Below are 12,198 nucleotides of genomic sequence, written 5' to 3' on the forward strand. Positions count from 1 at the left end.
TTCTACGTCTCCAGTTCGCGGCGCATGACGATTCGCGGCCACCGGTCGAGGCCGTGCCTGCGTTCCTCCGTTCGGATCCGTGCGAGAGCGGCGGAGAGGGCATCGTCCGCGACCGTCCGGAAACCGAGACGCGCGTAGTAAGGGCCGTTCCACGGCACGTCGCGGTAGGTGGTGAGCGACAGGGATCCGAAGCCGGCGTCCCGCGCCCATCCCGCGACGTGCGCGAGCAACATGCGACCGATCCCGCGACGCGCGTGGTCGGGATGGACCGATACCTGTTCGATATGGACGCCGTCGTCGACGATGTCGGCCACGAGATACGCGACCGGGAGCCCACCTTCGTCGGACCACACCCAGCAGCGACCAGCGTCCCGGTGGACGCGCAGATCGTCGACGGACGGGGGATCGTCGTCGGCCACGAAGGTCATGCCGATCTCGGCGAAGGGCTTCCCCGCCGCGCGCTCGATCTCCTGCAGCTCCGGCAGGTCGTCGTCGGTGGCGAGGCGGATCGGCGGCAGACTCTTGCAGTAGTACATCGCCGTCGGCGAGTGCGAGTAGAGGCCGAAGCGCTCGGACATCGGTACGTATCCGGCCTTCGCGTACAGCGCGATCGCCTCGGGTTGTTCGCTGCCCGTCTCGAGGACCATGCGACGACGACCGGCATCGGTCGCGGTCCGCTCGAGCGCGCCCAGCACCCGCTCCGCCACACCGCGACGCCGCATGCTCGCACGCACGTACATCCGTTTGATCTCGGCGTCCTCGTCGCGCAGTCCTCGATGCGAGGGCTCCGGTGCGCGCCAACCACCGATCCCGGCCGGAATCCGGTCGGTCAGCGCCAGGAGGAACACGCCGCGCGGCGGCTGGAATTCGTGCGGCGACAGTTCGGTGTCGTCGGGTCCGCCGTACCTCCGGACGTATTCGAGCTGGACCTCGCCGATGAGGTCCTGCACGTCCGGATCGTCCAGCGGACGAGGTTCGATCAGCACCGGGAAAGCGTACCGATCCGATCCCGGTGTCCGGGCGGACCTGCCGGGACCTCCGGGTTTCGTGCATGCCCGCCAAACCCTTAGCATCGGAGCGGTGATGCGGGAGCTCGCCGACGCCTACTGGACGGACATCGAACCCGACCGGGTGACGGTGGCCGTCCCGGTCGGTGCGCTCGAACAACACGGCCCACACCTCCCCCTCGACACCGACACCCGGATCGCAGGTGCTGTCGCCGCCGCGCTGCCCGAGGTGGTCCTCGCCCCGCCTCTGCCCTACGGGGCGAGCGGTGAGCACGAAGGTTTCGCCGGCACCGTCTCGATCGGTGCCGAGGTGACGAAGGCGTTGATCGTCGAATACGGCAGGTCGGTGTGCCGGTGGGCGAAGCGGGTGGTCTTCGTCAACGGCCACGGCGGCAACGCCTATCCGCTGATCGAGGCGGTGAGCCTCCTGCGGTACGAGGGCCGCGACGCTGCCTGGCTTCCGTGTGCGGTGCCCGAGTCCGACGCCCACGCCGGTGCCACCGAGACGAGTCTGATGCTGCACCTGGCACCCGGGGCGGTCGACATGGCACGCGCGGCGGTGGGAGCGACGGAACCGATCGGCGCATTGATGCCTCGACTGCGCGAAGCCGGTATCGTCTCGGTGTCCGCGAACGGAGTGCTGGGAGACCCCACCGAGGCCACCGCAGAACTCGGCGCGCGCCTGTTCGCGAGTCTGGTCGAGCAGGCGAGTGCACAGGTGGCCCGGTGGCAGCCGGGAACGGAAGGAAGGCTTCGGTGAGTCGGGCGATTACTCCACAGGCGACATCTCCGGAGACGGCGCAGCCACGGGCGACCCGGCTCCCCGACGGTTTCGGTGTGCGCATCGACGCACGTGTGCGCAGCTTCGCCGGAGGACGTGTCCTCGTCGGGGGGTCGCCCACGCGCATGCTGAAACTCGCTCCCGCCGCCGCGACGATGATCGAGGAGGACTTCGTCGAGGTGGTCGACGCGCAGAGCGCAGCGGTCGCGCGACGCCTGCTCGATTCGGGTATCGGGAACCCCCGCCCTACGAAACTCCCGCCCAGTTCGGCCGTCACCGTCGTCGTGCCCGTCAAGGACAATGCGTCCGGCCTCGCCCGTCTGCTCGCCGCTGTCGAAGGGCACGAGGTCGTGGTCGTCGACGACGGATCCGACAAGCCTGTCGAACCACCGGCTCGCGGTCGCGTCCGGGTGATCAGACACGAGACCGCACGCGGGCCGGCGGCGGCCCGAAACGCCGGATTGCAGCAGGTGACAACGGAATTCGTCGCCTTCCTCGATTCCGACGTGGTGCCGCAACTGGGTTGGCTCGAACGATCGCTGGGGCATTTCACCGATCCCGCGGTCGCTCTCGTCGCGCCGCGCATCGTGGCCCTCGAACCCGACAGCAGCGCACTGGCGAAATACGAGCACGCACGATCGTCGCTCGACCTCGGCAGTCGGGAATCTGCGGTCGTCGCGGGCGGCCCCGTCTCGTACGTGCCGAGCGCGGCACTGCTCGTGCGTCGCGACGCGCTCGTCGCCTGCGGTGGTTTCGACGAGACGATGCACGTGGCCGAGGATGTCGATCTGTGCCGGCGACTGCAGGGCGCGGGGTGGCGGTTGCGGTACGAGCCCATCTCTCGGGTCGCGCACGATCATCGCACCCGTTTCCGGACGTGGTTGACACGCAAGGCGTTCTACGGAACCGGTGCGGCCCCGCTCGCGGATCGGCATCCGGGTTCCGTCCCGCCGATGGTGATGTCGATCTGGACGCTCCTCGCGTGTGTCGGGATCGCGAGCTTCACCCGCGTCGGCGTGATCGCAGCCGTGCTGACGCAGGTGGTCACCTTCGTGCGGTTGCGACGGATGTTCGCCGGCCTCGACCGGCCCGACCGTATCGCCGCACTGCTCACCGCCCAGGGATCGGCCGGTGGTCTGTGGCAGGTGGCGTCGGCGGTGTGCCGGCACTACTGGCCGGTCACGGTCGTCGCAGCGGTGTTCTCTCGCAAGGTTCGCCGGGCGGTCCTGCTCTTCGCTGTGGCCGAAGGCATCTGGGACTGGAAGACGCATCACGAGAGCGGCGGGCTCGATCCCGTCCGCTACCTGCTCTACAAGCGACTCGACGACCTCGCGTACGGAGCGGGGCTGTGGAAGGGTGCGCTCGACGCCCGTACGGCGTCCGCGCTCGTGCCCGACATCCGGAAGTGACATGATCCCCGCGCGCGCCGACGTGGTGATCGTCGGGGGTGGTAGCTGCGGGTGCGTTCTCGCCGCCCGGCTCAGCGACGATCCGGACCGCACCGTGCTGGTGCTCGAGGAGGGCGCGGCCTTCGGCTCGGCGTCCGACGTCCCGAGGGAGATCCGCGACGCCGCCGTCCTTCCGGTGGGTCCGGAAAGCCTCTGGACGACGGACTTTCCCGCACGGTTGACCCCCGACGTCGACACGACCGTGGCGCGCGGCCGGGTGCTGGGCGGATCCGGAGCGGTCAACGGTGCCTATTTCGTGCGCGCGCGACCCGACGACTTCGCGTCCTGGCCCGCATCGTGGTCGTACGAGCAGGTGCTGCCGTACTTCCGGGCCGTCGAGACCGACGCGGACTTCACCGGCGACCTCCACGGGAACTCCGGTCCGATACCGGTCGCCCGGGTGCCGCGCGACCGGATGCATCCGCTCTCGCATGCCTTCGCCGACGCCGCCGAGTGCGCCGGTTTCGTTTCCGTCGCCGACCTCAACGCTCCGGGACCCGACGGGGTCGGCGCGGTCCCGTCGAACGTCCGCGACGGGACGAGGGTGAGCTCGTTCCTCGCGTATCTGGCACCCGTCCTGGACCGGCCGAATCTGACGGTCGCCGGCGGGGTGGCCGCGACCCGCGTCGTCGTGGCCGGTGATCGCGCGGTCGGTGTCGAGATCGCCGGACCCGAGGGACCTCGGACGATTTCGGCCGGAGACGTGATCGTCGCCGCCGGGGCGGTGCGATCCCCACAGCTGTTGATGCTCTCCGGGATCGGACCGGCCGACGAACTGCGCCGGCTCGGCATCGACCCGCTGCACGATCTTCCCGGGGTGGGCCGCGACTTCTCCGACCATCCGGAGTTCACCGTCCCGTACCGGTTCCGGCCGGATCTCCCACCGCACACGGTCCTGCTCGAGACGGTGCTGCACACCGAGAACCTCGAATTACGCCCGTATACCGCGGCCTTCGGAGCGGCGATCCCGGGCAGCGGCGTTCCGGACCCGGTTCTCGGCGTCGTGCTGACCGGCACTCGCAGCCGCGGACGCATCGTGCTCGACGAACGCGATCCGAGACGGCCACCGCTGCTCGACTACCGGTATCTGACGGATCCGGCCGACCGGAAGGTCCTGGAGGAGGGTGTCGGGTTCGCCGCCGACCTGCTCGCCCGAACCGTCGGCGTCGTCGAGACCGGCAGCGTGGACGTGGCCGGCGGCAGGCTCGGAACGTCACTGCACCTGTCCGGTACGTGCCGGATGGGCGACGACGATCGCGCGGTGGTCGACGAGTGGTGCCGCGTGCGCGGGATCGACGGGCTGAGCGTGGTCGACACCTCGGTGTTTCCGCAGGTGCCGAGCCGTGGACCGCACGCGACGGCGGTGATGCTCGCCCATCGCGTCGCGACCGGTGCGAGGCATGGCCTGCCGTTTCCGGTGTGATCCCGACTACAGTGTCGGGGGAGGAGGCGCCCGTACATGACGGATCGTGGAATCGCGACGACCAACCCCTGGGTGGCACTGGGTCCGGGAGCGGACGTGGCCGCACACGCACGTGCGGTGCTGCGCGCGCACGGAACCTTCGTGTCCGCGCGCGGCACGGATCGGCTCGACGGGGTGCGCTCGGTGGTCCGCGACTCGTGGAGCCGGAGCCTGCAGCGCGGCATCGATCCCGACGTCGTCGAACAACCCGCGCTGCTCGACGGGCGCGAACTCGAGGAGTACCGCGCCGGTCACCCCATGTCGCTGATCCGCCCGGTGGTGCGCAAGCTGCTCGTCGAGGACGCCGCCGACAGTGGACTGCTGGTCGCGATCACCGACGGGCAGGGGCGGTTGCTGTGGGTCGAGGGTGATCACGCCGCCCGCAACCGCGCTCTGGCGATGAGTTTCGTCGAAGGAGCCGACTGGAGCGAGGACCGCGTCGGCACCAATGCGCCGGGAACTGCTCTCGCCGTGGATCATTCGGTGCAGATCTTCGGCGCCGAACATTTCAACCGGACGGTGCACGAATGGAGCTGTTCGGCCGCTCCGGTGCACGACCCCACCAGCGGACGGGTCCTCGGTGCCATCGACATCACCGGTGGGCACCGCGTCGCCGCCCCCGAAGTCCTGCAGCTCGTCCGCGCCACGGTTGCAGCGGCGGAAGCCGAACTGCGGTTGCACGCCCTCAGCGGCCGCCCGCTGCTCCCCTCGACGGTGCCGCGCATCGAGACCATCGGCGCCGGACGTCCCGCCCTGCATCGCGGGGGCGAACGGGTCGGCCTGTCGCGGCGGCACGCCGAGATCCTGCTGATCCTCGCCGATCATCCCGAGGGCCTGAGTTCCGACCGGCTCGCGGTGCTGCTCGACGAGAACGAGCTCGACTCGGTGACCATCCGCGCGGAGATGTCACGTCTGCGCAAGGTGCTCGGGGCAGAGCATCTCGGCTCGCGGCCCTACCGACTGCTGACCGGGATCGACACCGACGTCGCGGACGTACGCCGCGCGCTCGATCGGGGCGACGTGGCCTCGGCGGTGCGCCTCTGCACCGGCGAGATTCTGCCCGGCTCGGTGGCGCCGGGCATCGAGGAGATCCGCGACGAACTCCGTTCGGGGGTGCGGGCCGCACTGTTGCGCTGCGGAGACGAGCACTTGCTCGCGCAGTGGACCTCGTCCGTCCACGGCCGCGAGGACATCACCGTGTGGGCGGCCTACCGGGCGTCGATCGATCCTCGATCGCCCCGCTTCGCGCAGGTCGATGCGACATTGACCCGATTGGACAGGCAGCTCGCAACGTAGTTGCAACCCTCGCGTTCGTAGTGTTCCGGATCACATACCGACCGCTCGACGCTGCAGGAGATGCACATGACCGTGTACGCCCGTCCCGGTTCGCCCGACGCCCTCATGTCGTTCCAGTCCCGGTACGACAACTGGATCGGCGGCCAGTGGGTGCCGCCGGTGAAGGGGGAGTACTTCGAGAACGTCACCCCCGTCACCGGTCAGGTGTTCACCGAGGTCGCTCGCGGCACCGAGGAGGACATCGAACTCGCGCTCGACGCGGCCCACGCTGCCGCACCGGCCTGGGGGAAGACGTCGCCCGCCGAACGCGCAGTGATCCTCAACAAGATCGCCGACCGTATCGAGGAGAACCTCGAGTCGATCGCCCTCGCCGAGTCGTGGGACAACGGCAAGCCCATCCGCGAGACCCTCAACGCCGACATCCCGCTCGCGATCGACCACTTCCGCTACTTCGCGGGAGCCATTCGCGCGCAGGAAGGTTCGATTTCCGAGATCAACTCCGAGACGGTCGCCTACCACTTCCACGAACCGCTCGGTGTCGTCGGCCAGATCATCCCGTGGAACTTCCCGATCCTCATGGCCGTCTGGAAGCTGGCGCCCGCCCTCGCCGCCGGCAACGCCGTCGTCCTCAAGCCCGCCGAGCAGACCCCGGCGTCGATCCTGCACCTGATCTCGATCATCGGCGACCTGCTTCCGCCCGGCGTGATCAACATCGTCAACGGATTCGGCGTGGAGGCGGGCAAGCCCCTCGCATCGAGCCCGCGCATCCGCAAGATCGCGTTCACCGGTGAGACCACGACGGGGCGGCTGATCATGCAGTACGCCTCGCAGAACCTGATCCCGGTGACCCTCGAGCTCGGCGGCAAGAGCCCCAACATCTTCTTCTCCGACGTGCTGTCGGCGAACGACGACTACCAGGACAAGGCCCTCGAGGGCTTCACGATGTTCGCCCTCAACCAGGGCGAGGTGTGCACGTGCCCGTCTCGTGCGCTGATCCAGCAGGACATCTTCGACGACTTCCTCTCGCTCGCCGCGGTGCGCACCAAGGCCGTCCGCCAGGGCGACCCGCTCGACACCGACACGATGATCGGCGCCCAGGCCTCGAACGACCAGCTCGAGAAGATCCTGTCGTACATCGAGATCGGCAAGAGCGAGGGCGCCAAGGTCATCACCGGTGGTGAGCGCGCGGATCTCGGGGGAGACCTGTCGGGCGGTTACTACGTACAGCCGACGATCTTCCAGGGCGACAACACGATGCGCATCTTCCAGGAGGAGATCTTCGGTCCTGTCGTGTCCGTGACGTCCTTCGGTGACTTCGACGACGCGATCTCGATCGCCAACGACACCCTCTACGGTCTCGGTGCCGGCGTATGGTCCCGCGACGGTGGTGTCGCCTACCGTGCCGGTCGCGCCATCCAGGCCGGGCGGGTGTGGACGAACACCTACCATCAGTACCCCGCGCACGCGGCCTTCGGTGGTTACAAGCAGTCCGGCATCGGCCGCGAGAACCACCACATGATGCTCGATCACTACCAGCAGACGAAGAACCTCCTGGTGTCCTACGCTCCCAAGGCACAGGGCTTCTTCTGATCCGGACTTCGGCGCCTGTCACGTCCCACGCGACGTGGCAGGCGCCGTTGCCATCTCCCGATTGCCGTGCACCCCAACGGAAAGGGCATGCCCATGACCGTCCCGCGTCTCGTGGCGACCGCCGAGGCCGTCGGACTGCTGCGCCGTCTCGCGCAGCGCAACGGACCGCTCATGATGCACCAGTCCGGCGGATGCTGCGACGGCTCCGCGCCGATGTGTTATCCCGACGGTGACTTCATTGTCGGCGACCGCGACGTGCTGCTCGGAGTCCTCGACCTCCGTCTCGGGGCAGGGGAGACCCGCTCCGATCCGCCGGGTGGGGCCGACGCCGTGCCGGTGTGGATCTCCGGCTCGCAGTTCGAGGCGTGGAAACACACCTGCCTCGTCCTCGACATCGTGCCCGGGCGCGGTTCCGGTTTCAGTCTCGAGAGCCCGGAGGGTGTGCGTTTCCTCAGCAGGGGCCGCGCGTTCACCCCCGACGAACTGGCGCTTCTCGAAGCCGACCGGCCGCTGACCGGCCGCGACTGGGAGGCCGGTGACCGGCCCGCCGCGTCCGATACGCCGACCGTGGTCGCCGAGGCCGCCGACGCGTGCCCGGTACCGGGCGCGTCCCTGTGATCCACCCTGCCCTCCTCTCGGGATCCATCCGGGGAGGGTGACTCACCCGCCGGAGGCTCACGTGCGTCAGAATCGGGACGGAATCCGTCCGGATTCCGGACGACGACGTGGGCGCCCGGCGGGTGCGACGAGGAGTGGGCGATGGCCTTCGCAGGCAACGTGGACGAACTGGCACTGCTGCAGACGGTGCGTCTGAAGAAGCAGGTCACGGCCGAGGTGATTGCCGCGCACCTCGGTGTGTCGGTGGCGGCCGGCCAGGCCGCGGCGGCCGCACTCCTCGAGCAGGGCAAGGCGGCGGAGAACGACGGCGGCATCAGCCTCACCGACAAGGGCACCGCCGAGCTGAACGATCAGCTCGACGCGGAGCGGGTATCCATCGACGAGGATTCGATCTCGGATCTCTACGACCAGTTCCTCCCGCTCGACGAGGAACTGACCACGCTCCTCGAGGACGTGGACGGCGACGGATTCGTCGACGGCCTCCTCGACCTCGATCGGCGTGCGCAGAGCCTGTTCGACGACGTGTCGGCGTTCGTGCCTCGCCTGTCGCGCTATCAGGATCTGTTCGCCGAGGCCCTGGAGAAGATCAAGGGCGGCTCGCTCGCGTGGGCCGGCGCCGCCAATATCGACTCGTACGCCTCCGTGTGGGGCGAGATGCGCCAGGAGATCGCGGGCGCTGCCGGCCGCTGAGCATTTCGTTCGTTCGGCACACTATGTGATGCCGGTCACCCCTACCCCCTTTTCGGGGGTGGTGAGGGGGTGATCGGCATCACTACGTTTCGTTCATCCGCTGAGGCGATCACGCCCGCGGTTCGAACGGACAACGGAGGACTCACGTGACCAGTGTGTCGACCCCGGGGGCTGCCGAACCCCCCGTCGCCGGACCGGTGGGACGTTCCCGTCCCGACTCATCCGCACCCCACCACGCGGGGCAGAAGAAGGAAGGGCCCGGTATCCGGCGCGTCGCCGTCGCCAGCTGCATGGGCACGACGATCGAGTTCTACGACTTCTTCATCTACGGCACCGCTGCCGCGCTCGTCTTCCCGACGGTCTTCTTCCCGGCGCTCGGATCGACCGCGGGTACTGTCGCCTCCTTCGCGACCTTCGCCGTCGCGTTCATCGCACGTCCCGTGGGCGCAATGCTGTTCGGGCACTTCGGTGATCGCATCGGCCGCAAGAAGACACTCATCTCCACGCTGCTGCTGATGGGCATCTCCACCCTGCTCATCGGCCTTCTGCCCGGCGCCGAGACCATCGGTGTCGCCGCCCCGATCATCCTCGTGCTGTTGCGCTTCGCCCAAGGCTTCGCCGTGGGCGGCGAGTGGGCCGGCGCGACACTGCTCACCGCCGAATACGCGCCACCGGGTCAACGCGGTCTGTACGCGATGTTCCCGCAGCTCGGTCCCGCCATCGCCTTCGCCTTGTCGAGCGGCACCTTCCTGTTCACCGGTCTCGCCCTGGGCGACACCAACGACGCCTTCCTCGAGTACGGCTGGCGGATCCCGTTCCTGCTCAGCATCGTTCTGGTCGGTATCGGCCTCTACATGCGCCTCGCCATCGAAGAGACCCCGGTCTTTCGTGCCGATCAGGAAGCCCGTCGTAATTCTCCCGTCGCCGAGGTCGAGGCCCCGCGCCGGCTGCCTTTCCTCGACGCGCTGCGCTACCAGGCCAAGGAGATCTTCCTCGCCGGGGGAGCGCTGGCGATCATGTTCGCCTTCTTCTACATGGGCACGGCCTACCTGACCAGCTACGCGACCTCGAAGCTCGGGTTCGACCGGCCGTTCGTCCTCATGGTGGGTATCGCCTCGTCGCTGGTGTTCGGTCTCGCGATCGTGCTGTCCGCGCTGTATTCCGACCGCTTCGGGCGCCGGAAGGTCATCATGGTCTCGTGCGCGTTCTCCGTGGTCTGGGCACTGGTGTTGTTCCCGCTCCTCGACACCGGTTCACCGATTGCGTTCGTGCTCGGAATGATGATCACGCTCGCGATCTTCGGTATCGCCTACGGACCGTGCGGAGCGCTGCTGCCCGAGATGTTCGCGACCCGCTACCGCTACACCGGTGCCGGCCTCGGCTACAACTTCGCCGGTGTCCTCGGCGGCGCCATTCCGCCCATGATTGCCGCACCCCTCGCCGCTTCCTACGGTGGGATCGCGATCGGGATCATGCTGGCCGGAATCGGCCTCGTGAGCCTGGTCTGCACCGCGGCGCTCGTGGAGACCCGCGACCGGGCCCTCTGATCCCCACCACAGCCGTATCCCCGCCTCGAGAAGGAGAATGCGATGTCCGGCCTCGATGTCGACCGTCTGCCCAGCTACACCCAGGGTGCCTGGGACGTCCCGCTGCTCGGCGACACCATCGGCGACAACCTCGACCGCACCGCCGCCCGCTTCGGCGACCGTGAGGCACTCGTCGATTCCGCTGCCGGAAAGCGCTGGAGGTACACCGAATTCGTCGCGGACGTCGACGTGCTCGCGCTCGGCATGCTGCGGTCGGGCATCGTCAAGGGCGACCGCGTCGGCATCTGGGCACCGAACTGCTGGCAGTGGGTGCTCGTGCAGTACGCGACGGCGAAGATCGGAGCGATCCTCGTCAACATCAATCCCGCCTACCGGTCGCACGAGCTGCAGTACGTGCTCGAGCAGGCAGGCATTCGGATGCTGGTGTCCGCCCCGACGTTCAAGACCTCCGACTACGCGCAGATGATCGAGACCGTCCGGCCCAACTGTCCCGATCTCGAGGACGTCGTCCTTCTCGACTCGCCGCGGTGGGACGACCTCGTCGACACCGGTCGAGCTGCGCTCGCCGAGGACCGGGCACCGCTCGACGCAGCCCAGGCGGCCCTGTCGCCCGACGATCCCATCAACATCCAGTACACCTCGGGCACCACCGGTTTTCCGAAGGGCGCCACTCTCAGTCACCACAACGTGCTCAACAACGGATTCTTCGTCGGCGAGCTGTGCCACTACTCCGAACTCGACCGGGTGTGTATTCCCGTTCCGCTGTACCACTGCTTCGGGATGACGATGGGCAATCTCGCGTGCACGAGTCACGGCGCGACCATCGTGTTGCCGGCGCCGGGTTTCGATCCCGCCGCGACGCTCGGCGCCGTCGCCGAGGAGAAGTGCACGTCGTTGTACGGCGTGCCGACGATGTTCATCGCCGAACTGGCCGACCCCGGATTCGACAATTACGACCTGTCGAGTCTGCGCACCGGAATCATGGCGGGATCGCCGTGCCCGGTGGAGGTGATGAAGCAGGTCATCGACCGGATGGGCATGAGTGAGGTCTCCATCTGCTATGGCATGACCGAAACCTCGCCGGTGTCCACACAGACCCGCAGCGACGACAGCATCGAACGGCGCGTGAGCACCGTCGGGCGTGTCGGCCCGCACCTCGAGGTCAAGATCGTCGACCCGGTCACGGGGCTGACCGTGCCGCGGGGCGAGCCCGGTGAACTGTGCACGCGCGGTTACTCGGTGATGCTCGGTTACTGGGATCAGCCCGACAAGACCGCCGAGGCGATCGACGCGGCCCGATGGATGCACACCGGCGACATCGGTGTCATGGACGAGGACGGATACGTCTCGGTGACGGGCCGGATCAAGGACATGGTCATCAGGGGAGGGGAGAACATCTATCCCCGCGAGATCGAAGAATTCCTCTACACCCACCCGGACATTCTCGACGCCCAGGTCGTCGGCGTGCCCGACACGAAGTACGGCGAGGAACTCATGGCGTGGATCCGGATGCGCGAGGGCGCAGAACCGCTCGATCTCGAATCGCTCCGAGCGTTCTGCACCGGAAAGCTCGCCCACTACAAGATCCCGCGCTACGTGCACGTGGTCGACGAGTTCCCGATGACGGTGACCGGAAAGGTCCGCAAGGTGGAGATGCGTGAACAGGCGATCGCACTGCTCGAAGCGACACGAGCGGACGGGGACCGGTGAGATCCCGGCTCTGCCGGAGAAGGAAATTCACGCGAAAGGCACGTCGAAT

General features: G+C 68.1%; 10 protein-coding genes. 9 read left to right on the forward strand and 1 reads right to left on the reverse strand.

What is annotated here, in order from left to right; translation table 11 throughout:
• Nucleotides 1-2: 2 nt before the first annotated feature.
• Nucleotides 3-986, reverse strand: a complete 984-nt coding sequence (locus tag GON09_RS24365; RefSeq protein WP_213934175.1) for a GNAT family N-acetyltransferase — start codon at nucleotides 984-986, stop codon at nucleotides 3-5.
• A gap of 97 nt (nucleotides 987-1,083) precedes the next feature.
• On the opposite strand from GON09_RS24365, the gene mftE reads away from it, so the two are divergent.
• From mftE to GON09_RS24410, 9 genes are all read left to right on the forward strand, one after another.
• Complete coding sequence (mftE, locus tag GON09_RS24370; RefSeq protein ID WP_213934627.1) at nucleotides 1,084-1,767, forward strand: mycofactocin biosynthesis peptidyl-dipeptidase MftE; 684 nt, start codon at nucleotides 1,084-1,086, stop codon at nucleotides 1,765-1,767.
• Complete coding sequence (mftF, locus tag GON09_RS24375) at nucleotides 1,764-3,197, forward strand: mycofactocin biosynthesis glycosyltransferase MftF (RefSeq protein WP_213934176.1); 1,434 nt, start codon at nucleotides 1,764-1,766, stop codon at nucleotides 3,195-3,197. Before mftE ends, mftF begins: the two co-directional genes overlap by 4 nt.
• A gap of 1 nt (nucleotide 3,198) precedes the next feature.
• Nucleotides 3,199-4,659 carry a mycofactocin dehydrogenase MftG gene (gene mftG, locus GON09_RS24380; RefSeq protein ID WP_213934177.1) on the forward strand — a complete coding sequence of 487 codons (1,461 nt, stop codon included), beginning with the start codon at nucleotides 3,199-3,201 and terminating at the stop codon, nucleotides 4,657-4,659.
• 36 nt (nucleotides 4,660-4,695) lie between these two features.
• Nucleotides 4,696-5,994: a GAF domain-containing protein gene (locus GON09_RS24385; RefSeq protein WP_213934178.1), complete on the forward strand. Its 1,299-nt coding sequence runs from the start codon at nucleotides 4,696-4,698 to the stop codon at nucleotides 5,992-5,994.
• Nucleotides 5,995-6,060: 66 nt separating this feature from the next.
• A complete protein-coding gene (gene adh, locus GON09_RS24390) occupies nucleotides 6,061-7,584 on the forward strand; it encodes an aldehyde dehydrogenase (RefSeq protein WP_213934179.1) in 1,524 nt (507 codons plus the stop codon).
• 93 nt (nucleotides 7,585-7,677) lie between these two features.
• Complete coding sequence (locus tag GON09_RS24395) at nucleotides 7,678-8,202, forward strand: DUF779 domain-containing protein (protein ID WP_213934628.1); 525 nt, start codon at nucleotides 7,678-7,680, stop codon at nucleotides 8,200-8,202.
• A gap of 141 nt (nucleotides 8,203-8,343) precedes the next feature.
• On the forward strand, nucleotides 8,344-8,892 hold the full coding sequence (locus GON09_RS24400) for a hypothetical protein (protein ID WP_213934180.1): 549 nt from the start codon (nucleotides 8,344-8,346) through the stop codon (nucleotides 8,890-8,892).
• Nucleotides 8,893-9,155: 263 nt separating this feature from the next.
• Complete coding sequence (locus GON09_RS24405; protein WP_307854520.1) at nucleotides 9,156-10,439, forward strand: MFS transporter; 1,284 nt, start codon at nucleotides 9,156-9,158, stop codon at nucleotides 10,437-10,439.
• A 42-nt stretch (nucleotides 10,440-10,481) separates the two neighbouring features.
• Complete coding sequence (locus GON09_RS24410; RefSeq protein ID WP_213934183.1) at nucleotides 10,482-12,149, forward strand: AMP-binding protein; 1,668 nt, start codon at nucleotides 10,482-10,484, stop codon at nucleotides 12,147-12,149.
• Nucleotides 12,150-12,198 lie beyond the last annotated feature (49 nt).

It is taken from the genome of Rhodococcus sp. B50 (assembly GCF_013602415.1).
Lineage (GTDB): Bacteria > Actinomycetota > Actinomycetes > Mycobacteriales > Mycobacteriaceae > Rhodococcus.

Bases quoted from the DNA above. Each gene is read 5' to 3' on its own strand.
- mftE (WP_213934627.1), top strand. From the start codon at position 1,084: ATGCGGGAGCTCGCCGACGCCTACTGGACGGACATCGAACCCGACCGG.
- mftG (WP_213934177.1), top strand. From the start codon at position 3,199: ATGATCCCCGCGCGCGCCGACGTGGTGATCGTCGGGGGTGGTAGCTGC.
- GON09_RS24385 (WP_213934178.1), top strand. From the start codon at position 4,696: ATGACGGATCGTGGAATCGCGACGACCAACCCCTGGGTGGCACTGGGT.
- adh (WP_213934179.1), top strand. From the start codon at position 6,061: ATGACCGTGTACGCCCGTCCCGGTTCGCCCGACGCCCTCATGTCGTTC.
- GON09_RS24395 (WP_213934628.1), top strand. From the start codon at position 7,678: ATGACCGTCCCGCGTCTCGTGGCGACCGCCGAGGCCGTCGGACTGCTG.
- GON09_RS24400 (WP_213934180.1), top strand. From the start codon at position 8,344: ATGGCCTTCGCAGGCAACGTGGACGAACTGGCACTGCTGCAGACGGTG.
- GON09_RS24410 (WP_213934183.1), top strand. From the start codon at position 10,482: ATGTCCGGCCTCGATGTCGACCGTCTGCCCAGCTACACCCAGGGTGCC.